This is a genomic window from Alteribacillus sp. HJP-4, assembly GCF_042139015.1.
Lineage (GTDB): Bacteria > Bacillota > Bacilli > Bacillales > Marinococcaceae > JBHIKY01.
In genome coordinates this window covers 39,389-63,901 of record NZ_JBHIKY010000003.1, presented here as the reverse complement: position 1 = coordinate 63,901, position 24,513 = coordinate 39,389, and the positions used below count along the sequence as shown (strand labels likewise).

Below are 24,513 nucleotides of genomic sequence, written 5' to 3'. Positions count from 1 at the left end.
CACGAAGGAGTAGATTCTTTATGGAAAACCACCACCACCGCAAACCCGTTGGCCCAGAGCTTTTATGTATAAATGCAGAGAAAGTGTACGACTGGGTTATCCTACAGGCGGATGTCAGTCAAAATGTTTCCGCTGAGGACATCGGGCCGCTGGCTGTTGATCCCTGTGGACCGGCAGTTAGTAATTTATCCGCTGATTGTTTCCTGATTGACCCGATTACTGGAGACCCACTGCCAGAAAACGCAGAAATCCCAGTCAGTGAAATCGGGGAGCGCCAAAGCAGAAAGTTTGCAATCGATCGTTCAAAAGTCAAGCTTCAAAAAGTTACATTCTTAAAGACGTTGACCGTCGTAGTTGAATTTAGTGGCCTCGACGGCACCACACCATTTGTTGAACAGTCTGCTCCAATCGAAATTGAAATTCCTGAGTCCATTTTTCTGTGTGCTCCGGATGGAACAAGATTGCTTGTAAGATTAACAGATGTTGAATGCAGCGTACGAGTGAATTGTACAAATGGAGTACTTGCAAGTGTGGACATTGTGTTAAGCCTTTGTCAAAGTGTTCAAACAGTGGCGGATGTTACCCTTGAACTAAAAGCAGATTTCTGCCAGCCAAGAGATATTCTTGTTGATCAATGCCCTTCTCCTGCCATTCCACCGCAATGTCCTGCGCTGTTCCCTGGCCATGACGATGACTGGTGCCCTGACCATGACGATAGCTGATAATTATTGTTAATTTACTTGCATAGAATAAAAGGGGATACTCATCCCCTCTTTATTCATGTAAAGAAGGTGTTTGAAATGGGAAGGAAGACTTTTCAGGATTTTTCAAAAAAACTCTCCCAGCTAGAAAGAGATATGGACCAAACTCATCGTAAAGTAAAAGAATTAATTACAGGCCTCCGCACCGACTCGCCACCCTCAAAAAATCTCATCTGCTACTTTAATTATTCACTTCTTCTAGTAGAGGAAGACCCCGCTTCAGACTTAGTTATTATTGGTAATTTTCATGTAAAAAATCTGTCAGCTGACTCCAGCTATGCTCCCATCATTTTATTGAAAATCGATTCGGACAGCTCTTTTGATTTCTCTGGAAAGTATTTAAGACCTAATCAATCAAATCAGGCTTATAAATTCACGTGGGAAAGGCTTGAGCTTGAGCACCTTGACTCGCACACACAATATTGCCTAAAGCCTATTGATCAAAAAAAAATATTGCCAAATCAGCAAATATTATTTGAAAACTTTCAGGTTAAATTTTCTGCAGAGACGTCTTTTACCATGGATGGGTTTGTTTACTCCGATGGAAATAACGATGGCCAGCCTGCCTTGAACTCTATTATTATCAATGCGTAAGCGAGGTGTGGGGATGAACAGTGAAAATAAAGATCTGGAAGAGTTAATAAAAAAAATGGTTATAAAAAAATTAGAGGAAGAGATGAACCAGCCTTCTTCATACCTCGGCCAGGGAGGTGGAACGACCATTAATATTGCTCCGCCAAATGATGCGATGCTTTTGCTTTACTTATATTTGATGAAGCATAAAGATGAACCTCTGGCAGAAGAGGGGGAAGACCTTGTGAACTGGGAAGAGTTAATAAATAAAGTGGACCTTTTACAGAAAAAAAACATGCAATTTCTACATGAAATTTCAAAGAATGCAAAAGTCTCTGACTAAATAATGACTTAACCCGGGGCCGGCCGCAGCCCCGGCTTTTTTTGTTTAGGGACACTTAATTATTTGTTGGGCTGCCCATGTTTTACAGTTCATGTAAGTGGTATAGGAATAAGTGGAAAATATCAGCATGAAACGGAAGGGAGATTTACTAATGAATACACGAACTACAATTGGCCGGACAGGCATTGAAGTGAACCCAATCGGACTTGGGACAAATGCGGTCGGAGGGCATAACATTTATCCGGACCTTGATGAAGAAAAAGGAAAAAATGTAGTCCGCACAGCGATAGAGAACGGAATGGATTTTCTGGATACAGCATTTATTTACGGACCAGAGCATTCAGAGGAGTTGACCGGAGCGGTTGTAAAAGAGTACGACCGCAGCAGTGTGGTTATTGCGACAAAGGGGGCTCATGAATTCAAAGGCAATGAGGTTGTAATTAATAATTCTCCCATGTTCTTGAAGCAGCAGGTGGAAAACAGCTTGAAGCGGCTGCAGACAGATTATATCGATTTGTATTATATTCATTTTCCGGATGAAGACACTCCGAAGGATGAAGCGGTTGGAGCACTGAAAGAACTAAAGGACGAAGGAAAAATCCGTTCCATCGGCGTATCCAATTTTTCCCTGGAACAGCTCAAACAGGCCAATAAAGACGGTTATGTCGGTGTTATCCAATCAGAATATAACTTGTTCAAACGTGAAGCAGAAAAGGAATTACTCCCGTATGTCCAGGAAAACGGGATCTCATTTGTTCCATATTTTCCTCTTGCTTCCGGATTACTCGCAGGAAAATATAACCGGGATACAACATTTGCTGAAGATGATATCCGCAGCGGCAGTCCGCTTTTTCAAGGGGAAAATTTTTACCACAACCTTAAAAAAGTGGAACAGGTCAAGGATATTGCAGCAGATAAGAATGCCGATACCGCTCATGTCGTACTTGCCTGGTATTTAACGCATGATGCCATTGATACGATTATTCCAGGGGCCAAGCGGAAGGATCAGGTTATCGATAATCTAAACACGCTGAACGTAGAGCTTACACAGACAGACATTCAAAAGATCAGCGATATATTTTCATAACCGGTTTAGTTAGATTCAGCACCGGGAAACGCAATCACAGGAGGCTTGATAAAATGGCAAGATTGAGATTAAATACACTGAAGCCCGGAGAAAATTATACAGCGCAGGAGTTAGACAGCTTTGTTACGACAACCGATGTCGCTTTGCTTTCTACGAATGCCAATCAGCTGTTTACTGATCCTGATCGACAATATAAAGTCGTCCATGAATTTGAAGGCTTTTTTGAGCATTCGTCAGATGACGGCGAGAAATATTTCCGTGAAAAGAAAGCGTACGTCGTAGAAAAAGCTTAATGTAAGTAGAGGAGGCTGTTCCAATGTGTGGAGCAGTCTTTTTTTGTTGATAAAGGATTTTTTCGGTGGAAATGTTGTAGGTATCAGCGGAAAGCTCAATTGCAAATGGGGATTCGATTAACGAAGGAGTGGAAAGACAGAGGTAAGCTGTGAAATCAATCACCTTATGGTGAATAACAGCGCAAACGGTGGAAAAAATTGTGGATCAGCTGTGCTTCTGGCCGATCCTTTCCGCAGACAGCGTTTCGCAACTCCTCAGGGGATTTCCCCTTTGGCGTAACTGGTTTCCACCGCTACTGCAAGTGTTTTCACTTTTGGGAACGGCGTATCCACCATTCCCAGCTCGCTTTCCCGCCGAACTTTTTGGTTTCCAGTGTTGCTTACACTTTTCCCTGCTTCCGTGGCTTTTTCCACCGATGATGTCCGCTTTCAATCACAAGCGTTTCAGCTGCCTTGTGAGCAGGGAACCTCCTGTCATCATCTTCAGCATTTGCTTTTTCCGTCGAATATGCTGTAGAAAGCTTTCGAATACATGTCATAAAAAAAGCTCAGCCTCACTGGCTGAGCTTAAGCAGATACTATAAATTTTTATCGGTGACAGCACCCTGGGCGCTGGAGGAAACGAGCTTGGCATATTTGGCTAGGATTCCGGTTTTATAGCGAGGCTCTGGTGCCGTCCAATTTCTTGCGCGCTCGGCCAACTCTTCCGTGCTCACCTGCATGTTGATTTCTTGTGTTTCACTGTCGATAACGACTGTGTCACCTTCCTGCAGAATACCGATCGGTCCTCCTGCTGCGGCTTCTGGTGCCACATGGCCGATAACGAAGCCGTGTGAGCCGCCGGAGAAACGTCCATCGGTCATAAGTGCCACTTTACCGCCGAGGCCTTTCCCGACGATCATCGCAGTAATCGAAAGCATTTCCGGCATTCCCGGTCCGCCTTTCGGTCCGACGTTACGGAGAACGAGAACGTCACCTTCTTTGATTTCATTGTTGCCGATCGCTATTGTAGCTGCTTCTTCACTGTCATATACGCGGGCCGGACCTTCAAAGCGGCTGATTTTCTGACCGGACATTTTGGCAACTGCGCCCTCAGGAGCAAGGTTGCCGCGCAGTACCACAAGCGGACCGGTCGGCTTCAGCGGCTCTGCAAGAGGGCGGATGATAACCTGACCTTCTTTTAGTGCCGGTGCCTCGGCAAGATTTTCTGCGAGTGTTCTGCCTGTAACGGTAAGGCAGTCGCCGTGCAGGAGGCCCCCTGCAAGCAGTTCTTTCATGACTGCAGGAACGCCTCCGATTTCATAAAGGTCCTGCATTACATATTTACCGCTCGGCTTCAGATCAGCAATGTGAGGGACCTTTTCCCGGATGACCTCAAAATCCTCATAGCTGAGATCGACTCCGGCAGAATGAGCGATAGCTGTTAAATGCAGGAAAGCATTAGTGGAGCCGCCAAGGGCCATAACCACAGTAATCGCATTTTCAAATGCTTTCTTCGTCATAATGTCACGCGGATAAATGTCTTGTTTCAGCAGCTCGACAACCATCTCGCCGGCCTGCTGGCATTCAGTCTCTTTATATTTATTAATGGCAGGAGTAGAGGAAGAGCCTGGAATGCTCATTCCAAGTGCTTCGACAGCAGCTGCCATCGTGTTTGCTGTGTACATGCCTCCGCACGCACCGGCTCCCGGACAGGCGTGGCATTCCACTTGATATAACTCTTCATCATTGATCTGGCCTTCCTGGTACTGCCCGACTGCTTCAAAGGAAGAAACGATGTCGATATCTTTCCCATTAAGTTTTCCGGGTTGAATTGTACCGCCGTAAACATAGACTGAAGGAAGATTCAAGCGGCCGATAGCCATCATGCATGCCGGAGTTGTCTTATCGCAGCCGCCGATGGCAACCAGGCCGTCGAGACGTTCAGCCCCGGTGACAGTCTCGATAGAATCAGCGATAACTTCCCGGCTCGGCAGGGAATAATTCATTCCTTCATGTCCCATTGCAATACCATCGGAAACAGTAATAGTGTTAAATATAAGTGGAGCTCCTCCGTTGCTGGCAGCGCCGGTTTTTGCTTCACGGGCAAGGCCGTCAATATGTACGTTACAAGGCGTCACTTCACTCCACGTGCTCGCAATCCCTACCATTGGTTTCTTAAAATCTTCGTCTTCAAATCCAACGGCACGGAGCATGGACCGGTTAGGCACGCGGTTCACGCCCTCGCTGATCACTTTGCTGCGTATGCGCAAATCTTTATCTTCCATACTATTCATCCTCTCTTCTCCATTCAAACTATTTCACTATCTATTAATAGATAATACTAGGAACAGCGAAAGCAATCAAATACATATCCTTCATCCGCCTGAAGACGGAGAGAAAATCATTCTTGGCTCTGTCGTCTTCTAAAGGTTCTTCAAGGTAAAATAAAAATAATAAGAAAAAAGAAAGATCGAGGAGGAAATATGATGCTTGATGGGAAAAGAAATAAGATATTGGCCTTGGTCATACTTGCGGCTGTTTTGGTCATATTCTTAGGAGACGAAATCTTCGGACTGCTTGCACTTGCAGCCGCTGTTGCCTCTTTTTATGGAGGGGTTAAATTAATTCGCACGAAAGAGTCAGGGGCAATGCACCTTGGAGGTCTCGCGTTAATCATATTTGGAGCGTTTATTCTTGCCGGCTGGCTTCCATTTTTACTGACAATAGCAGCTATTGCGGTAACTGCTTATTTGATCTGGAAAGGCTGGCTGTCTAAGAAAGCCAATATTTCATGAGAACGCAGCGGAAAAGGAGAACTGAATGAAAAAATTAGCTGGAGTTTTTTTAATTCTCGTTGGCTTACTTATTATTGCGGGGACTTTATTTTCTACTGTCATTGAATGGAAGCCGGCTCCTCAGGACGGAGCGGGCCAGGCTGTTACGGAATCTGAGCTGGGGAATACAGACAGAATTGAGGTAAACTTCTCTTCGGCGGATATCAATATAGAAACGCATAACAAGGATACAGTGGAAGTCGTTTCCCTATCGAATTCCTCTGAGGATGAGCCCGTGGTAAGTCAAAATGGCTCCACGATTTTAATTGAACAAAAACGGAATCACTGGTGGCCGGATTTTTCCTTTGTTTTATTTCAGAAACGGGAGTGGACGGTGAAAATACCGGAGGATTTTCAAAAGGAGATCTCGCTTTACGGGAGCTCTGGAGATGTATCTGTAGCTGGTCCATTAAATTTAGGAGTATTTGCTGCTGATCTGAGCTCAGGTAATGTAGAGGTTGATGAGGTGAAAGCAAAAGAACTCAGTATTTCCTTAACTTCGGGCGATCTGATGATTCAGGACTCAGAGGCTGAACATGCATCCCTTGAAACCACTTCCGGGGATATGGAGGTATTGACTTTCTCTGGTGCGATGGAAGCGGTGTTAACGTCAGGGGATTTTGAAGCAGAGTGGGAAGAAATGTCAGGCCGAATAGACATTGAAGTGACATCTGGAGACGTGGAGATTATTACAGGCGGCGCAGACCTGGAACTGGATGTCGAAGTGTCCAGCGGGGACATTGAAAACGACATTCCATTAGACTCATTAACTTCCCAGGAGGAGCGGTCTTTACGAGGAACAAAAGGAGAGGGAGATATACCACTTACGATTCGCACGACTAGTGGAGATGTTGAACTGAAGGAATGATACACAGGCAGTGAATAACAGACATATGTCCTGCCTTGCCGCATAAAATGGTTGGGTAAGGAGGCGATGCGGTGAGACAGCCGATGTTTAAATTATTTCTGCTGATGATTGTCTTTGTTCTATTATTTTTTCTAAGCGTTACCCATTTACAAGGAATGCCCGCCGTTGTCCTTGAAATATTGGGCTTCGCTGGAATGATGTTTGTGATTTTTTACGGACTGTTAGTATCAAAGGAAAAAGAAAGCAGCGGTGGATACCAGGAAAGAGAATGATTCGACAATACACAAAGCCGGCAGTGACTGCTCCCGGCTTATTATTCGTTATTTCTGCTGCCGCTTCTTGATTCTTTTAGTTCTTTTTCGAAGTCTGGATATTCAGTTGTGAATCCTGTAAAATCTGCAATTTCCTTGATGCTTTTGTAATACTGGTCTTCATTATGAGTAAAGGCAAATTCATGCTTGTAGCCGCGGGCAACAGTTTTGGAAAAGTCCCAGCAGCAGGAATGGTTATCCGATGAGATAGACTGGACGAGCAGGCGCATGGCCTGAAGAATTTCTGTTGTAATTACCGGGTCATCCTTCGCATACATGCTGATATGGGCGTAGGCTTCATGCAGGTAATAATCAAAGGATTGTTCTTTGATTATTAATCGTAAATCATTATTATCATCTGACAAATATGGAGTGAATTTTGTCACCTTTGCGATTGAGAGCAGTAAGTCCGAAAGCTGATTGACCGCATTGGCAGCGGTTTCCGGGTCATCATTACCGATAGATTTGATCGCAATTTCTTTTAACTTAGTCACCCCGAAAGCCGTATCCTGTACTTCTGTTTTTTTATGGCCCAGGTACAGGAGGTTCCGGTATTTTCTTTCGTTCAGTTTCTTGTCTTCATCGAGACTCCACATCGTCAACAGCGGTGTCTGCTCCAGTACGAAATCTCCGACACGCCGTTCTAAACGGATAATAATATTGTCCTTGCCCGCTTCTTTGACTAATCGTTTAAAATCAACAATCTGTAAGTAGCCGGATCGACCTGCCACAATACAGATCCCGTCCGATTCCTTAAGTCGGTTATAGTCAATGGTGTTAGGGTTTTTTGTCCTGTATGGTTCAAGATCTTTCAATAAAGTAGTGAGTATACTCCACTGCGATTCAGTTTTCATATTATAAGTGAGGTTCGGCACCTGCATCCATTTTACAGCGTGATTGATGAAAAACACGAAATTTGAAAGAGCGAGAAAGGCGACGATTACTGTTAAAATTGGAATAACTACATACATTTCAGCCAATTGTTCACTTAATGTGAAAAACATAAAAAGGTTGTACAAAAAGCAGGCATTAAAAATTCCCAGTACATGCTGCGTTTTTCTGTCTGCGATGAAACTGAGCAGCATCCGCGGTGTAAACTGGCCGGAAAAACTGGTAAGTACCACGAGAATGGAATTGAAGGTAAACGCATTTAAGGTTAGTATACCTGCGATTAATGTACTGACAAGAATATGAGTCAGCTCATAGTTCGTCTGAAAAAACATCGGCACCGTATCGGCAAGACCTACGACAAAGTCGAGCCAGTACGATACTCCGGCTATCAGGACTGCCGCTATGGCATAGAGGATGGAGCTGAACCAGAGGTTGGCCCTCAATTCATACCAGAATTGATGCCGGGACATGCTGAAAATTCTTCGCAGCGGTTTTGGGAGAATTCGTTTTATATTCATATGCAGGGATCCTTTCACAAGTAAAATAAGAACACCTTAAAAGCAGTCCCTTTTTAAGGTGTTCTTGGTGACCAATTATTTTTTCCCCGCAAATGTAATGTTTGAAACATTTTGGAGACGATCTTTATTTGGAGCAATCGATGAAATATTGTCACGGTTGGCAAGAAATTCCGGCCGCGGATCCTTCCCGGAGAATGGATCTGTTAATTTGTTCTTCACGGAATTAAAGACGAAGAAGACATTGCTGCGCGGATATGGTGAAATGTTACCTGCTGAACCGTGCATCGTATTGCATTCAAAGAACAGGACGGAACCGGCTGGTCCAGTAGCACGATCAATTCTTCCGCCTGCCCGATCCACGAGCCATTCCATACTTTCATTATCAGGAACGCCTGTCTCCTGCTTCTGCAGGGACGATTTAAAGTTTTGATCCGGAGTTTCACCAGGGCACGATACGTACCATTTGTGGGATCCCGGTATAAGCATAAGAGGACCGTTGTATTCATAGTTGTCCGTTAAAATGATGGAGCAGCTTAGGGCGCGCATGTTCGGCATGCCGTCCTCTGCGTGCCAAGTTTCAAAGTCCGAATGCCAGTAGAACTCCTTACCTTTAAATCCTGGCTTAAAATTTATTCGGGACTGTGTAATATAGACCTGGCTTCCCAGCAGCTGCTCTGCGGCGCGGACTATCCGGTGATTTTTGGCAAGTGCCTGGAAAAAACCGCTGTCCTTATGAATCTCAAAAACGGAACGAATTTCATTGCTGCCAGGCTCCTTAATGACATCGTCGGTATCGCGCTTTTGGTTCATTTTCATTGTTCGTTCAAGCTCACTTTTCATGATGGAAACTTCATCATCATTAAAAAGCTTTTCAAACATCAGGTAGCCATTGTTTTCGTAAGATTTCAGCTCCTGTTTGGAAAGCGGTCCGTTTTCGTACTCCTTATTTTGATGAACGACTGGATCCTTTCTTTCCATAATATGTGTTTTGTTTCCTTGACGAGTCGGATAAAGATCGACTGCCATGACACTTCACTCCCTTTAAGAATAGGCTAATAATGACTTGTCGTTACGACTGTTACCCATGTAAAAATTGGAGTAAACATGCTAAGCTGAAAAAAATTTTTAAAATATTCTTGTAATACCGCTGCTCACTCACTTACAGAGATTTCAAATCTTTTTTGCAGAAATCACCGAATTTTGTTTCTGGACTTCTCAGAGTATGCGGAGATCATGAAGGAAATAAAAGGGGCTGTATCATAAATGATACTCGCCCTTTTTCATGGTAAAAAAAGCAGAGGACAAGTCCTTCGCTTTCCGTGGGAAGCGCTTCAGCTAACCGGGCGAAACCCGCACCCGGCGGATCTTCAGCCGCTGCTCTTCCCACTGGAGTCTTCGGACTTGTCCACTGCTATCTTCTATTTAGGATACTACTTTTTCTATAAAGAAGGGGCTTTTGCTACAGCCCCTTCTTTATAGAAAAGATTAATCTTCTAAAGGGGGCAAGCGAATGTATTAGTGTTCACTGGGCTTTGAAGAGAGTTACCTATTGGGTCATTCCAGCAGAAGGAAACTGCTGCATATAGCCTGTAAATTGCTGATACGTCTGATCAAGGACTTGTGTCTCCGCTGCTTCAAAGCTGTACCAGCCTTTTTTAAACATCAGGTTGAAAAGACTGCGCTGACAATTCTGCGCTTCATTAAAGATAAGTGATATATCGTTGTATAGGTTTTCATGGCTTGCTTCATTCAAAGCAATGCTGTAGGAATTTGTAATTTGTTTTTCTGTTGTCACCATATCGTTGATGAAATCCCGGTCATTCATTTCCGGAGTTTTCGGTACGGTTGTTTCAGGGTTTTGAATTTTAGTTTGTCCTGGCATAATTTTTCCTCCTTAATTCATAGGGACTGATTGTGAACCTGACTGCAGGTGAGGTAATAGCTGTTTGTAGTGGCGTTCATGCATCTGGGCCGTTTTTTCGAGCTCTTGTTTAATCTCCATATCCGAGCATTGTTTTGCAAAAAATGCTGCTTTTTTTGCTGCATTCAGATTCCACGTCAACATATCGGCCAGATACAGTTGATCCTTCACTGTAATTGTCTGAGGCGGCTGGGGCATTACATTTTGTGTACTTGCTGTTTGCTGCTGTTCCATGCAGAAACCCTCCTTTTTTTAGCATCTGTTTTAATATGAACAACTGGTGTTCGTTTATTCAGAATGGAGATAAACGATAAAAATTTTCTGTCTTTTCTATTGCCAATACCGCGGAAATATTTTATAGTTAAAATAGAAAATGAACAGTTATTCAGTTATTTTTTTGAGCGAAATATGAATGAATATTCATTCAAGAGAAAGCGATTTACACGAGAAGGAGGAAGACCATGAAAGGCAGCATAACAAAAGCCGCTGTTCTCGGTTCTGGAGTGATGGGATCCGGTATTGCAGCGCATCTCGCGAATGTCGGAATACCCGTACTGCTCCTGGACGTAGTTCCTAAGGATTTGACTGAGCAGGAGAAAGCGCAGGGTCTCACGTTAGAGAATAGAGAAGTCCGCAATCGTTTAAGCAGCAGCGCACTGAAAAAGCTAGTTAAGCAGAAGCCGGCCCCGCTGACAGTCAAAGATAACCTTGCATTGATTGAAGCTGGCAATATGGAAGATGATATGCCGCGGCTTGCCGAGGTAGACTGGATTATCGAAGTGGTCGTCGAAAACCTGCAGGTAAAGCAGCAAGTGTTTACAAAGGTTGAAGAAAATTGGAAGCCGGGCACTATAGTCAGTTCTAACACCTCTGGTATTTCCATTAATGAAATGGTAGAGGGACGATCTTCAGAGTTTCAATCTCATTTTCTCGGCACCCATTTCTTTAACCCGCCCCGCTACCTGAAGCTTCTTGAAATTATTCCTAATAAGAATACAGATAACAGAGTGCTGGCATTTATGAAAGCGTTTGCGGAGGATGTTCTTGGTAAAGGGGTTGTTGAAGCGAAGGATACACCGAACTTTATCGGAAACCGCATCGGTACGTATGGGCTGCTTGTCACAGCAGAAGAAATGCAGAAAGGCGGCTGGTCTGTTGGAGAAATAGATTCAGTGACCGGCCCGGCAATCGGCAGGCCGAAAAGCGCGACCTTCCGCACGCTTGATGTCGTAGGGCTCGATACCTTTTTACATGTAGCCAGAAATGTCCACGACCAGGTGGCAGGGGCAGAAAAGAAGATATTTGACCCTCCGCATTTCATGAAAAGCATGGCTGAAAAAGGCTGGATTGGAAGCAAGGCAGGACAGGGCTTTTACAAAAAAGAAAAAAGTGGCGAAATTTTAGAGCTGAACCCGGAAACCTTTGAATACATTCCAAGGAAGAAATTAAAGACAGCATCTACAGAACAGGCAAAGCTGGCAAAATCACTTCCGGATAAAATAAAAGCTCTTGTATACGCAGAGGACCAAGAAGGGGAGCTTGTATGGAATATATTGAAGCCTGTTCTGCTGTATTCTGCTGAGAAAAGCAGCGAGATTGCCAATAATATTGCGGCAGTGGATGAAGCGATAAAATGGGGATTTGGCTGGGAGCTCGGGCCGTTTGAAACCTGGGATGCGATTGGAGTACAGAAGTCAGTAGATCGCATGGAAGCAGAAGGAGACACTGTTCCTTCCTGGGTCAAGCAGATGCTTGCCGACGGATATACATCATTTTATCAGTCTTCTGCTGAATATTATCACGAGGGAACCTATACATCCAAAGACGTAAATAAAAAAGAGATCCATTTACAGACCCGGAAAGAACAGGACAACGTCATTATGAAAAATGGCGGAGCTTCGCTCATAGATATTGGAGACAATGTTGCAGCACTTGAATTTCATTCGCCGAACAATTCGATCGGCCTTGATGTCATGCAGATGATCAATAAGTCCATTGATGAAGTAGAGAAGAATTATAAAGGGCTTGTGATCGGAAATCAGGGGAAAAACTTCTGTGTTGGTGCCAATCTAATGATGATCCTTATGGAAGCGCAGGATGATAATTTTATCGAAATCGACATGGTGATCCGGCAATTTCAGGGGGCGATGGCAAGAATTCGTTATGCGAACCGTCCTGTTGTTACAGCTCCACATGCTATGACGCTCGGCGGCGGGGCGGAAATCTGCCTGCCATCTTCGAGTATCCAGGCGGCTTCAGAAACGTATATGGGGCTGGTTGAAGCGGGCGTAGGGCTTATCCCGGGCGGTGGCGGAAATAAGGAGCTGTATATGCGCCATATTGAAAATCTGTCGGAGGACGGAAGTGCAGACCTGCTTCCGATTGCAAATAAAGTATTTGAGAAAATCGCGACCGCACAGGTTTCCACCTCAGCGGATGAAGCTAGGAAAAACGGATTCCTCAGTGTTCGGGACAGTGTTATTTTCAACGGTGATCATGTCATTTACAAGGCAAAGCAGAGGGCCATCCATTTGTATGAAGAAGGCTATCAGGCTCCGCAGCGCAGGAAAATACCGGTAGTTGGGGAAACAGGATATGCAGCGATGAAGCTCGGTGCTAAGACGATGCAATTTGGCGGCATGGCATCTGATCACGATGTGAAAATTGCAGAAAAGCTTGCCTTCGTGTTATCGGGAGGACGGGTGCCAAAAAGAACATTCGTCGATGAACAGTACCTGCTCGATTTAGAAAGAGAAGCTTTTTTAAGTCTCGTCGGGGAACCGAAATCACAGCAGCGAATGCAGCATATGCTGACAAAAGGAAAGCCGCTGCGTAATTAACATGGAAAAAAAGCATGAAGAATGGAGGGAATGCTGGTGAAGGAAGCGGTTATCGTATCCGGTGCCAGAACACCGGTTGGTAAAGCAAACAGAGGCACATTAGCAAACACCCGCCCCGATGATCTCGGTGCGCTTACGATAAGAGAAACTTTGAACCGGGCAGGCAGCATTGAGCCTGGAGAAATAGAGGATGTCATTATTGGGTGTGCCATGCCTGAAGCAGAACAGGGCATGAACATGGCAAGAAATATTTCAGCTCTTGCCGGCCTGCCGCACACTGTGCCGGCAATTACGATCAATCGATACTGCTCATCAGGACTGCAGAGTATTGCATTTGGAGCAGAACGTATCATGCTGGGCCAGTCCAGCGCAATTGTCGCTGGTGGTGCAGAATCGATGAGCCTGATTCCGATGGGTGGTCATGTGATTGCTCCAAATCCTACGCTTGTCGATGAAGCCCCTGAATATTATATGGGCATGGGCTACACTGCTGAAGCAGTCGCAGAGGAGTTTGGAGTCAGCCGTGCGGATCAGGATGCTTTTGCTGCAGAAAGTCACCGCCGTGCAGCAGCAGCGATAAAAGCAGGAAGATTTGAAGAAGAAATTGTACCGGTAGAGGTAACAAAAAGATCAGTCGGATCAGATCATAAATTAAAGGAAAAAAAGATTACTTTTTCAATGGATGAAGGGGTTCGTCCGGAAACCTCAATGGAGGGGCTTGCAAATCTGCGGCCGGCTTTTCATCCGAAAGGGACTGTTACTGCAGGAAACGCTTCTCAAATGAGCGACGGAGCTGCATCCGTACTGTTGATGGACAAAGAACGAGCAGAAGCGGAAGGACAAAAGCCGCTTTTGAAATTCCGGTCATTTGCAGTAGCGGGAGTACGTCCGGAAATTATGGGGATTGGACCGGCAGCTGCGATTCCAAAAGCTCTGAAAATGGCCGGCCTGGAATTAGCGGACATCGGGTTAATTGAATTGAACGAGGCCTTTGCCTCACAGGCTCTGCAGGTTATTAGAGAACTAAACATAGACCATGAAAAGGTCAATGTTAATGGGGGAGCGATAGCACTCGGCCATCCGCTCGGGTGTACTGGTACAAAGCTGACTATTAGTCTCATGCATGAAATGAAGCGCAGAAATGAGCAGTTTGGAATTGTCACGATGTGCATTGGAGGAGGCATGGGGGCCGCCGGAGTATTTGAATTAATGTAGGAAAAGTTAATTGGGGAGGTTGAACAAATGAGCAACACTATTGAGCTTGGTATAAAAGGCGGAGGGTTTCTCGTAGAGAATGTTCGCGCGGACCAGGTATTTACACCGGAGGATTTCACAGATGAGCATAAAATGATTGCAAAAACGACAGAAGATTTTGTTCTCGGTGAAGTTGCCCCGCACGTAGAGGAAATTGAACAGCACCAATTTGACATTTCCGTGAAGCTTTTAAAGCAGGCAGGGGAGCTTGGACTGCTCGGCGCAGACGTACCGGAAAAATACAGCGGACTCGGACTTGATAAAATCAGCTCATCGCTAATAACAGAGAAATTTTCGAGAGCTGGTGCTTTCTCATTGAGCCAGGGCGCTCATGTCGGGATAGGCTCTCTGCCGATCGTATTTTTTGGAAACGAAGCGCAGAAGAAAAAATATCTTCCCGAACTTGCGTCGGGGGAGAAGATTGCCGCTTATGCGCTGACAGAACCAAGTTCAGGATCTGATGCACTAGGCGCAAAAACGACTGCCGTATTAAATGCTGAAGGCACACATTATGTGTTGAATGGAGAAAAGCAGTGGATCACTAATTCAGCATTTGCTGATGTATTCATCGTTTACGCGAAAATTGATGGTGAACATTTCAGCACCTTTATTGTTGAACGAGATTTTGAAGGAGTGTCAACAGGGCCGGAAGAAAAGAAAATGGGAATCAAAGGATCATCCACGCGTACTCTGATTCTTGATGAGGTGAAGGTTCCAAAGGAAAATCTGCTTGGAGAAGCCGGTCGCGGTCATATCATTGCCTTTAATATTTTGAATGTGGGGCGCTACAAGCTCGGCGTCGGCTGCGTTGGGGGCTCTAAGCGGGGTATTGAGCTGGCAGCAGCTTATGCTAATGAACGAAAGCAATTTAAAACGCCGATCGCACGGTTTACTGCCATTCAGGAAAAGCTAGGAACGATGGCTTCTGAAACATTTGCACTCGAAAGCTCTATTTATCGTACCGGCGGCTTATTTGAAGAGCAGCTCGGCAAGCTGACAGAGGAAGAACAGGAAGACGGTGCAAAGGTCGCGAAGGCGATAGCAGAATACGCAATTGAATGCTCGCTGAATAAATTTGCAGGCTCGGAAACTCTTGACTTTGTAGCAGATGAAGCAGTTCAAATTCATGGCGGCTATGGCTTTATGGCTGAATATGAGGTCGAGAGGATGTACCGGGACTCCCGAATTAACCGGATTTTTGAAGGAACCAATGAAATAAACCGTCTGCTTGTTCCCGGTACAATTATGCGAAAAGCCATGAAGGGTGAACTTCCTCTGCTGCAAAGAGCCCAGGAGCTTCAGCAGGAAATTATGGCCATGATGCCGGAGGAGCCGGGAGATGCTCCCCTTGAACAGGAAAAACATTTGTTGAATAATGCGAAAAAGGTATTTTTGCTGGTAGCCGGAAATGGTGCTCAAAAATACGGAGAAGCGCTCGAAAAAGAGCAGGAACTACTCATTAATACGGCGGATATCGTCAGTGACATTTATTCGATGGAGTCGGCCATTCTGCGCACAGAAAAGGCAATTGCTAAGAATGGAGCAGATAAAGAATCTACGAAGCTCTTATTAACACAGGTGTTTTCACAGGAAGCAATGAACCGTATTGAAGCAAACGCCAAAGAATCCATCATTCATATGGAAGAAGGCGACAGCCTCCGGACAATGTTGTCTGTTCTGCGAAAGCTCACCCGCCATACCCCGACTAATGTTGTGGCTAAAAAACGTTCAATTGCTGAAAAAGTTCTTGCTGAGGAACGTTACGTAGTCTAAAAACTTTTGTTATCCAATTTGAGGCCGACTGGCCGGCCTCAAAAATTATATATCTTCTTTCTTTTGAAAGGCATTCTCCTCTTTGCGAAAAAGGTTCTGAGCTTAATGGCCAGGACCTTTTTCCAATGAAAAAAGTGAAATTTTGAAATTATTCGGGAAAAAAATTGCGTTTTGGTCGAGAAATCATAAAAACTGGGCTATAATAGAATAGGAAATCCTGAAAAGGAGCAGAAGAAAATGGCACTTACATATTATGGGTACCCGCCATGCGGGACATGCAGAAAAGCAAAAAAATGGCTTGACGCAAATGATATGAATTATAAAGAATTTCATATCGTGGAGCAGCCCCCGAACCGAAACGAGCTTCAGGAAATGCAGAAGAAGAGCGGTTTGGATGTAAAGAAATTCTTCAATACAAGTGGAAAGAAATACCGGGAACTTGGCTTGAAGGATAAATTAAAAACAGCGTCTGAGGACGAAATGTTTGATATTCTTTCTTCGGATGGTATGCTGATAAAACGCCCAATCATCACAGATGGGAAAAACGTTACAATTGGGTTTAAGGAAAGCCAATTCGAGGAAGTATGGAAGAAGTAAAGTGTTCAAAAACGTAATTGATGAAATAATTTTTGAAATGGAGGACTAAGAGATGAGCTTGCCAAAAGACTTAAAGTATTCTGAAGAGCATGAGTGGGTAAAACAGGAGGACGGCAAAGTCCGTGTCGGCATTACTGATTTTGCACAGTCTGAGCTTGGAGATATTGTATTTGTGGAATTACCGGAAGTAGGAGATGAAGTAAAAGCAGATGATCCTTTTGGAAGTGTAGAATCTGTTAAAACAGTTTCCGAATTATATGCTCCTGTGAGCGGAAAAGTAGTGGAAGTGAACGAAGAGCTCGATGATTCTCCTGAATTTGTAAACGAGTCTCCGTATGATAAGGCGTGGATGATTGTCGTCGAACCATCGAATGAGAGCGAACTCGACGAACTCATGTCAGCGGAGGAATATGAAGAAATGGTGAGTGAGGACTGATCATTCGTTTATGAACAGGAGTACATAGAGACTGCTTCCATTGCGGGAGCAGTCTCTTTTTTCTTTTATTTATAAATCGCTTTCACGGGCGGCACCTGTGAACAGAGGAGCAGGCGAATGCTCATAATAGCAGATTCTTTTTATAAAAGCGGCTGAGGCGTTCGTGGCGCGCCCTGCACCAAATGACTTCCCTGGTAATATGGCACGAGCTATAATATCTGCTTAAGAAAAGAATATATTTTCTATTGGAGTTTGTAACGGCATGTCTTTCCTAACGAATCTCCGGACTGGTTCCGCAATCAGCCTAATAGAGACCCAAATTTTCCTCTTTTTCGGAAAATAGCGTACCTCATGTCCGCATTCAGCTCGAGGGAGCGAGGGATTTCGGGCCAAGCAGTGTGAAGGAGCGGCTCCAGCATGCTGAAAAACGTGGAGGGCCAAAAAGCTGACCCACCATTCGATCCGGCATGTGCATTTCTAAATGGAATTTAATTAGGGAGGCGAATTATTTTCTTCAAAACGTAATAATCTTTAAAAAACTTAAAATATTTGCATTTTAAGCAGCTTATTCAACTTATGTCACCAATGCGAACCAATACGCTTAATCCCTTGAGAATACGGGCTGTCCTGCTTCTCGCCAACTACTTCGAAACCCGATATAGTTATTATTACGTCGCTAAAAAATGGAAATGTAATGTGTCTGCTGCTAAAAGGAGGGATAGTATGAACACGTTTAAGAGGTTAAAAGAGTTTTATTGGCCTGATCGAAAATTGTTCTTCACTTCTATATTTTTTCTAATTATTATGACTACCTTAACGATGGCATACCCAATCGTGCTTCAATACGCAATTGATGAAGTAGTTATTGCTGAAAATCTGAGCCTTCTGCCTTATCTCGTCGTCGGTTTTCTATTAATTACTGTCTTAAAAGCAGCTGCTACTTATATTCATCAATATTTCGGGGATCTGTTTGGAATAAAGGCAGTGTATCGTTTGAGAAACCGCTTATACGATAAGCTGCAATATCTGCCTTTCCGCTTTTATGATAATGCGAAAACGGGAGATTTAATGTCACGGCTGACGGCGGATGTGGAAGGCTTTCGATTTTTTCTTTCGTTCGGCTGTGCCCAGTTGTTAAATCTGGTGCTTCTCGTTACGTTCAGTTTTTCTGTCATGATGTTTTACAGTGTTCAGCTAGCTCTTGTTTCTCTCGCTGCCATGCCTTTCTTAGCTGTGGCGGTGTACCGATTTGACAAACGGGTTCACCCTGCTTTTAAGGATATTCGTAAATCCTTTGCTTCGTTAACGACAAAGGTACAGGAAAATGTAAGCGGAATGAGCACCGTTAAATCATTATCAAAGGAAGATTTTGAAATCGGGCGCTTTAATAAACGCAATATTCACTACAAGGATAAGTATCTGCACACATCAGGCATCTGGGCTAAATATTTTCCTTTTATGGAATTGATCGGGAACATTTGTGTGGTGGTGCTGCTTGGCTTCGGAGGCTACCTTGTTATTCAGAATCAACTTCAGCTTGGGCAGCTTGCCGCCTCCTTCAGTCTCATTTGGTATATAATCGGACCGCTGATGAATCTTGGGTTTATTATTAATACGTTTTCGCAGTCAAAGGCATCGGGAGAGCGTCTCCTTGAAGTACTGGATGAACATGAGGATATTCAAAACAAAGCTGATGCCAGAGAGGTGAAGCGCTTAAAAGGGGATGTCTTGTTTAAAGGAGTCTCTCACACGTACCCTGGGGAGAATCAGCAGGCACTCCAAAATGTCACATTTCATGCGGAACCTGGGGAAACAATTGGATTGATCGGTGCAACTGGAGCCGGGAAAACAACAATAACTCAGCTCATTGCCCGTTTTTATGAAGCAGAGGAGGGGGAAGTGCTTCTAGACGGTATGCCGGTTTCTTCCTATCGTATAGAAGATCTAAGGCATCAAATTGGATTTGTCCTGCAGGAGTCATTTCTTTTTTCTTCGACGATTAAGGATAATATTGCATACGGACTGCCGGACGCGAGCATGGAAGAAATTGTGGATGCGGCCAAACGTGCTCAGGCTCATGAGTTTATCGAAGAAATGGAGCATGGCTACGATTCTGTACTCGGTGAAAGAGGGATGGGCCTATCCGGAGGACAAAAACAGCGTATCGCCATTGCAAGAGCAATTCTTATTAACCCTGGAATTCTTGTGCTTGACGATGCCACCTCTGCGGTGGATATGGAAACAGAGCATCGGATTCAGGCTGCTTTTCGAGAAGTGATGAAAGGTAGAACCACCTTTATAATTGCTCATCGTATTTCCTCTCTAAAGCATGCTGATCAGATTCTTGTTCTTGAAAATGGAAAAGTAATCGAGGAAGGCGTGCACGAGGAGCTTTTGAAAAGAAACGGTGCTTATAAAGCAATTTATGATATTCAATTCCAAGATAGAGATGCTGTCCTTCAACAGCAATCATCGTAATGAAAAGAGGGTGACTGCCTGTGGATCAAAACAGAGCCGCCAGAGGCAGGTTTCGCTATTCTGAAGACAACGTCATCGATAAGGCGTTTAACTGGAAGCAAATGCGAAGACTGCTTAAATATATGAAACCGTATTCGAAAAAACTGCTTCCGCTTGCTGTAATCGCTATGCTCATTAGTACCGGAGTGAGGCTGGCCGCTCCGGTGATGATTGGGCGGACAATTGACGAGGCGATCGCACCTGGCAATTGGAATCTGCTTATTATTATAACTGTCTCTATTGCTGCCATGTATGCACTTTCGTGGGTGGCGAATACTTACAGAATTAAGTGGATTAACCAAATGGGGCAGTATGTCATTTATGATTTGCGAAGAGATTTGTTTAATCACCTTCAAAAGTTGTCGCACCGCTTTTTTGATCAGCGTTCAGCGGGATCGGTGCTCGTCAGGGTCACAAACGATATAAATTCCCTGCAGGAGCTTTTTACAAATGGTGTTATTAACTTACTGATGGATGTAGTAATGCTTGTCGGTATTTTCACGATTTTGTTCATTATCAGTCCAGAATTAACAATAGCCATCATGATAGTACTTCCAATAATGTTTTACATTTCCACAAATTTACGTCGTAAAATCCGCCGGACTTGGCAGCTCGTAAGGCTCAAGCAATCGGTGCTTAATTCACATTTGAATGAAAGCATTCAGGGAATTCGTGTCACTCAGGCATACACGCAGGAAAAAGAAAATATTCTCTACTTTGATGACTTAAACACAGATAACTATGATGCGTGGGACAACGCCACGAAAAAAAGTGCAATGTTCCGTCCGTTGGTGGAGCTGTGTAATGCTGTTGGGACTGCTGTATTAATTGGTTACGGAATCTATTTAATTAATGCGCAATCTATTTCCATCGGAGATTTTGTCACGTTTGCAACTTTTCTCGGCATGTTCTGGGAGCCGATTTCCAGACTTGGCCAGATTTATAATCAACTGTTGATGGCTATGGCTTCATCTGAAAGAATTTTTGAATATATGGATGAAAAACCCTCTGTTCCTGAAAAAGCTGACGCAATAGAGATGGAGGAAATGAAGGGTGATATCCGCTTCGAAAATGTTGAATTCAGCTACGATGAAAGCAAAAAAGCTTTGCATGAAATGGATCTGCATATGAAGCCGGGTGAAACATTTGCACTAGTCGGCCACACAGGCTCAGGTAAAACAACGATCGTTAATCTTATCAGCCGGTTTTACGATCCTACGAAAGGAAGAGTACTGCTTGACGGGGTTGACCTGCGTGATATGAAGCTGAACAGTTTACGTTCTCAAGTAAGTATTGTTCTTCAGGATACGTTCATCTTCTCTGGAACCATCATGGAAAATATCCGCTTCGGACGTCCAGATGCATCCGATGAGGAAGTGATGGAAGCGGCTTATCATGTTGGGGCAGACGGATTTATCCGCGATTTGAAGCATGGGTATGAAACCGAGGTGGAGGAGCGAGGAAATGTATTATCCGTTGGACAAAGGCAGCTTATTTCCTTTGCCAGGGCATTGTTAGCGGATCCGAGAATATTAATTCTTGACGAAGCGACAGCATCTATTGATACCGAAACAGAGCAGATTATCCAGGAGGCGCTGAAAACACTCCTTGAGGGCAGAACAGCTATTATGATAGCTCATAGACTTTCTACTATTCGGGAAGCAGATCAGATTGTGGTGCTCGATCATGGGCGCATGATAGAAAGCGGCAGCCATCAAGAGCTGATGGCCCAAAATGGAGAGTATTTCCGGCTAGTCCGCGCTCAGTTCAATGTGCTTGATGCCGGATAACTTTTCTGAAGGATAAAAATAAGTCTCCTATGTTGAAATTTTTTCAGCATAAGAGGCTTTTTTTTGATATTATATTTAGGGTGACGAAATAAATGAATCTGCTGTTTTAACAGTTACCATTAATTTAATCAATTTCATAAGTTCTTTTTTGAAAGAGTTAAACTACCTACAGATTTGCATTTGATTACTCTTAAATGTGAAAAGAAAGAGCGGGTTGATCAGAGCCGAGCAAGTGAGATTGCGCAGAAATGATCAACCTCATTTTACAACCTCTCTTACATAAATGAATCAATTTCATAAGTGCTATTCAGAATTTAAAACACGAACATTTTGATTGTAGCGAAAGGCAACGACTCCAGGTCGATTAAACCCGGCCACGTCCTGTGGCCAACATCGACACTAGCACGTCCTGTGCGCCGTGGGAATAGCTTGAGGTGAAGACCCCGCAGGCAGCTTTTTTGCTGCTGAGGAGGCTGAGGCCAAGCCCACGGAAAGCGTTTGCCTGAAGCGAAAATCGAATGATATAGATAAAATATCTTTTAATATTCGTAAATATTGTTGTGAAATTAACTTTTGAAATTCATTCAAATATTAAAAAAGGCGTTGGCCGGGGGAAATAGGGTGTAGAAAATGAGTACAATTATCGGTGACTGGGCGCAGCAATTTAAAACATATAACAAAAATGTAAGATTATTTCTAATTGCTTCTATACTTTCGAATATAGGCATGGGTATATATATGATTATATACAATTATTATATCCGCGAAATTGGTTTTGCTGATGATGTGAACGGGCGGGTTATTGCTTCTCAGGCAGCGGCGACTGCTATTGCTCTGCTTCCGGCCGGCCTATTAAGTGATAAAATAGGCCGTAAAAAAGTGATACTTGCTGGAGCGTTGTTTGTAGGGGTAAGCCTGGCTGTTATGGGGCCGGTATCCACCTCGCTTGTTATAGCATACGGTGCTTATTATGGATGGGCTGCTGTATTTACGATTACCTGCTTTTTGTATTTGATAGGGTCCATTTACTTTTTTCTTGTTTTCAGAAACAGAGGATAACTTCGTTTGTTTACCGTTTGACACTCCGCAAGAGCCATGCTATGATTTTTTAGGTTCATATATAGAATTCTCGAAATCCGCCTGCAAAGAGCGGATTTTTATGGGGCGTTGTTCTGAGTATTCAGATAAGTTTAATATGGATTTATGAAGTGAGGAATGTAAAGATGATAACGCTGAATAAACTATCCAAAACCTTTCATACAAAAAGCGGTGATATAACTGCGGTTGACAATATTAGTTTATCGATTGAGGAAGGCGAAATCTTTGGGGTTATCGGGTACAGCGGGGCCGGTAAAAGTACGCTGATCCGCACATTGAATATGCTTGAGCGTCCGAGCAGCGGCGTGGTGGAAATAGCCGGCAGGGAGATGTCCAGTCTTTCCGGGAAATCACTTCGTCTCGCACGCCAGGAAACGAGCATGATCTTTCAGCACTTTAATCTGCTCTGGTCCCGTACGGTCCTTGAAAACATAATGTTCCCGCTTGAAATCGCAAAGGTTCCTGCGAAACAGCGTCTAGCAAGAGCAGAAGAACTCATTGAACTGGTCGGCTTAAGCGGCCGCGGCGATTCTTATCCATCCCAGTTGAGCGGAGGACAGAAACAGCGTGTCGGTATTGCAAGAGCACTTGCTAACAATCCCAAAGTGCTGCTCTGTGACGAGGCAACATCTGCTCTGGATCCGAAAACAACGGATTCAATCTTAGAGCTGCTCATGGATATCAATAAAAAATTGAAACTGACGATCATATTGATTACCCACGAAATGCATGTCATCCGGAAGATCTGTAACCGTGTAGCTGTTATGGAGGATGGAAAGGTAGTGGAACACGGCCCGGTGCTTGACGTATTCAGAAATCCTCAGCAGGAAATGACGAAGGAATTTGTTAAGCAGATTACTGAACCGGAAGAAACGATGGAAACGATTGCGGGGCTGGTCGAGAAAGGCAGTGGACCAGTGATAAAGCTGATGTTTTTAGGTGAGGATGCGGAGCAGCCTATTATGACAGAATTGATCCGAACCTGCGGAGTCAGCGTCAATATTGTACAGGGAAAGGTTTCAAAAACTCTTGACGGCAGTTACGGAACGTTATTCGTGCAGTTACAGGGGAAAGAAGGCAACATTAAAGCAGCACTTCATTTTCTGCAGGAGCAGCGTGTCGAAGCGGAGGTGCTGACAAATGATTGAATCTTTATTTCCAAATGTAAATTGGGAAAGCATGGGCGAAGCTGCACTTGAAACCATATATATGAGTGCTATTGCTGTTACAGCTACTTTTATTCTCGGTACTCTGCTGGGATTAATTTTATTTTTAACAGATAAAGGGAACCTCTGGCAGAACCGGTCGATTCATGCCGTTGTCGCTGCTGTCGTAAATGTTTTCCGGTCCATTCCTTTTATTATTTTAATTATCTTACTTATTCCGTTCACGAATTTTATCTTAAACACAATGCTGGGGCCAAGCGCTGCCCTCCCGGCCTTGATTGCAGGTGCGGCGCCGTTTTACGCCAGAATGGTAGAAATTGGTCTCCGAGAGGTCGATAAAGGTGTGATTGAAGCGGCCCAATCAATGGGAGCGGGCCAATGGAATATTATCAGCAAAGTCCTGTTGCCAGAATCAATGCCAGCTCTCATTTCTGGAATTACTGTTACTTCGATTGCCCTTGTTAGTTATACGGCAATGGCCGGGGTCATCGGAGCGGGGGGACTGGGAGATCTAGCTTATCGTGAGGGATATCAGCGCATGGCAACTGATGTCATAGTCGTGGCAACTGCTGCGATATTATTAATCGTCTTTTTATTACAATTGCTAGGTGATTGGCTTACCTATAAAACAGATAAACGATAACATTTAGGGGGATTACA

Annotated in this window: 24 protein-coding genes; 18 read left to right on the top strand and 6 right to left on the bottom strand. The window is 44.1% G+C overall.

Annotation, left to right across the window (positions count from 1 at the left end; all coding sequences use genetic code 11):
* The first annotated feature begins 20 nt into the window (after positions 1 to 20).
* The 5 genes from ACE4RR_RS03385 to ACE4RR_RS03365 all read left to right on the top strand — a co-directional run bounded on the left by ACE4RR_RS03385 (position 21) and on the right by ACE4RR_RS03365 (position 3,057).
* Positions 21 to 722, top strand: a complete 702-nt coding sequence (locus ACE4RR_RS03385; RefSeq protein ID WP_375533988.1) for a BMQ_0737 family morphogenetic spore coat protein — start codon at positions 21 to 23, stop codon at positions 720 to 722.
* A 78-nt stretch (positions 723 to 800) separates the two neighbouring features.
* Entirely contained in the window at positions 801 to 1,355 is a 555-nt protein-coding gene (locus ACE4RR_RS03380; protein ID WP_375533987.1) for a hypothetical protein, read from the top strand.
* A gap of 13 nt (positions 1,356 to 1,368) precedes the next feature.
* Positions 1,369 to 1,677, top strand: coding sequence for a hypothetical protein (locus ACE4RR_RS03375; RefSeq protein WP_375533986.1), 309 nt, complete (start codon positions 1,369 to 1,371; stop codon positions 1,675 to 1,677).
* 151 nt (positions 1,678 to 1,828) lie between these two features.
* Positions 1,829 to 2,764, top strand: a complete 936-nt coding sequence (locus tag ACE4RR_RS03370) for an aldo/keto reductase (protein ID WP_375533985.1) — start codon at positions 1,829 to 1,831, stop codon at positions 2,762 to 2,764.
* 53 nt (positions 2,765 to 2,817) lie between these two features.
* The gene (locus ACE4RR_RS03365) at positions 2,818 to 3,057 is read left to right on the top strand and encodes a hypothetical protein (RefSeq protein ID WP_375533984.1); all 240 of its coding nucleotides are present in this window, start codon (positions 2,818 to 2,820) and stop codon (positions 3,055 to 3,057) included.
* A gap of 255 nt (positions 3,058 to 3,312) precedes the next feature.
* Here ACE4RR_RS03365 and ACE4RR_RS03360 read toward each other — a convergent pair whose 3' ends face one another.
* Positions 3,313 to 3,471 carry a hypothetical protein gene (locus ACE4RR_RS03360; RefSeq protein ID WP_375533983.1) on the bottom strand — a complete coding sequence of 53 codons (159 nt, stop codon included), beginning with the start codon at positions 3,469 to 3,471 and terminating at the stop codon, positions 3,313 to 3,315.
* 164 nt (positions 3,472 to 3,635) lie between these two features.
* Positions 3,636 to 5,324: a dihydroxy-acid dehydratase gene (gene ilvD, locus ACE4RR_RS03355; protein WP_375533982.1), complete on the bottom strand. Its 1,689-nt coding sequence runs from the start codon at positions 5,322 to 5,324 to the stop codon at positions 3,636 to 3,638.
* Between the two features lie 201 nt (positions 5,325 to 5,525).
* Between ilvD and ACE4RR_RS03350 the strand changes: the two genes are divergently transcribed.
* From ACE4RR_RS03350 to ACE4RR_RS03340, 3 genes are all read left to right on the top strand, one after another.
* Complete coding sequence (locus ACE4RR_RS03350) at positions 5,526 to 5,834, top strand: hypothetical protein (RefSeq protein WP_375533981.1); 309 nt, start codon at positions 5,526 to 5,528, stop codon at positions 5,832 to 5,834.
* A 25-nt stretch (positions 5,835 to 5,859) separates the two neighbouring features.
* Positions 5,860 to 6,741: a DUF4097 domain-containing protein gene (locus ACE4RR_RS03345; protein ID WP_375533980.1), complete on the top strand. Its 882-nt coding sequence runs from the start codon at positions 5,860 to 5,862 to the stop codon at positions 6,739 to 6,741.
* Positions 6,742 to 6,812: 71 nt separating this feature from the next.
* The gene (locus ACE4RR_RS03340) at positions 6,813 to 7,013 is read left to right on the top strand and encodes a hypothetical protein (RefSeq protein ID WP_375533979.1); all 201 of its coding nucleotides are present in this window, start codon (positions 6,813 to 6,815) and stop codon (positions 7,011 to 7,013) included.
* A 41-nt stretch (positions 7,014 to 7,054) separates the two neighbouring features.
* Here the strand turns inward: ACE4RR_RS03340 and ACE4RR_RS03335 are convergent, their stop codons facing one another.
* The 4 genes from ACE4RR_RS03335 to ACE4RR_RS03320 form a co-directional block, all read right to left on the bottom strand.
* Positions 7,055 to 8,461, bottom strand: coding sequence for a DUF2254 domain-containing protein (locus tag ACE4RR_RS03335; RefSeq protein WP_375533978.1), 1,407 nt, complete (start codon positions 8,459 to 8,461; stop codon positions 7,055 to 7,057).
* Positions 8,462 to 8,536: 75 nt separating this feature from the next.
* Positions 8,537 to 9,487 (bottom strand): ectoine hydroxylase, encoded by a 951-nt coding sequence (gene thpD, locus ACE4RR_RS03330; RefSeq protein ID WP_375533977.1) that lies wholly within the window; start codon positions 9,485 to 9,487, stop codon positions 8,537 to 8,539.
* 520 nt (positions 9,488 to 10,007) lie between these two features.
* Positions 10,008 to 10,343: a spore coat protein gene (locus tag ACE4RR_RS03325; protein ID WP_375533976.1), complete on the bottom strand. Its 336-nt coding sequence runs from the start codon at positions 10,341 to 10,343 to the stop codon at positions 10,008 to 10,010.
* A gap of 12 nt (positions 10,344 to 10,355) precedes the next feature.
* Positions 10,356 to 10,616 (bottom strand): hypothetical protein, encoded by a 261-nt coding sequence (locus ACE4RR_RS03320; RefSeq protein ID WP_375533975.1) that lies wholly within the window; start codon positions 10,614 to 10,616, stop codon positions 10,356 to 10,358.
* A gap of 227 nt (positions 10,617 to 10,843) precedes the next feature.
* Here ACE4RR_RS03320 and ACE4RR_RS03315 point away from each other — a divergent pair, with 227 nt between their 5' ends.
* From ACE4RR_RS03315 to ACE4RR_RS03270, 10 genes are all read left to right on the top strand, one after another.
* A complete protein-coding gene (locus ACE4RR_RS03315; protein WP_375533974.1) occupies positions 10,844 to 13,222 on the top strand; it encodes a 3-hydroxyacyl-CoA dehydrogenase/enoyl-CoA hydratase family protein in 2,379 nt (792 codons plus the stop codon).
* 36 nt (positions 13,223 to 13,258) lie between these two features.
* A complete protein-coding gene (locus ACE4RR_RS03310) occupies positions 13,259 to 14,437 on the top strand; it encodes an acetyl-CoA C-acetyltransferase (RefSeq protein WP_375533973.1) in 1,179 nt (392 codons plus the stop codon).
* Positions 14,438 to 14,464: 27 nt separating this feature from the next.
* Entirely contained in the window at positions 14,465 to 16,249 is a 1,785-nt protein-coding gene (locus ACE4RR_RS03305; protein ID WP_375533972.1) for an acyl-CoA dehydrogenase family protein, read from the top strand.
* Between the two features lie 237 nt (positions 16,250 to 16,486).
* Positions 16,487 to 16,846, top strand: a complete 360-nt coding sequence (locus tag ACE4RR_RS03300; protein WP_375533971.1) for an arsenate reductase family protein — start codon at positions 16,487 to 16,489, stop codon at positions 16,844 to 16,846.
* A 52-nt stretch (positions 16,847 to 16,898) separates the two neighbouring features.
* Positions 16,899 to 17,282, top strand: coding sequence for a glycine cleavage system protein GcvH (gene gcvH, locus ACE4RR_RS03295; RefSeq protein WP_375533970.1), 384 nt, complete (start codon positions 16,899 to 16,901; stop codon positions 17,280 to 17,282).
* 723 nt (positions 17,283 to 18,005) lie between these two features.
* On the top strand, positions 18,006 to 19,760 hold the full coding sequence (locus ACE4RR_RS03290; protein WP_375533969.1) for an ABC transporter ATP-binding protein: 1,755 nt from the start codon (positions 18,006 to 18,008) through the stop codon (positions 19,758 to 19,760).
* Positions 19,761 to 19,780: 20 nt separating this feature from the next.
* Positions 19,781 to 21,589, top strand: coding sequence for an ABC transporter ATP-binding protein (locus ACE4RR_RS03285; RefSeq protein WP_375533968.1), 1,809 nt, complete (start codon positions 19,781 to 19,783; stop codon positions 21,587 to 21,589).
* Between the two features lie 630 nt (positions 21,590 to 22,219).
* Complete coding sequence (locus tag ACE4RR_RS03280; protein WP_375533967.1) at positions 22,220 to 22,648, top strand: MFS transporter; 429 nt, start codon at positions 22,220 to 22,222, stop codon at positions 22,646 to 22,648.
* Positions 22,649 to 22,812: 164 nt separating this feature from the next.
* A complete protein-coding gene (locus ACE4RR_RS03275) occupies positions 22,813 to 23,835 on the top strand; it encodes a methionine ABC transporter ATP-binding protein (protein ID WP_375533966.1) in 1,023 nt (340 codons plus the stop codon).
* A complete protein-coding gene (locus tag ACE4RR_RS03270; RefSeq protein WP_375533965.1) occupies positions 23,828 to 24,496 on the top strand; it encodes a methionine ABC transporter permease in 669 nt (222 codons plus the stop codon). Before ACE4RR_RS03275 ends, ACE4RR_RS03270 begins: the two co-directional genes overlap by 8 nt.
* The last annotated feature ends 17 nt before the right edge of the window (positions 24,497 to 24,513 follow it).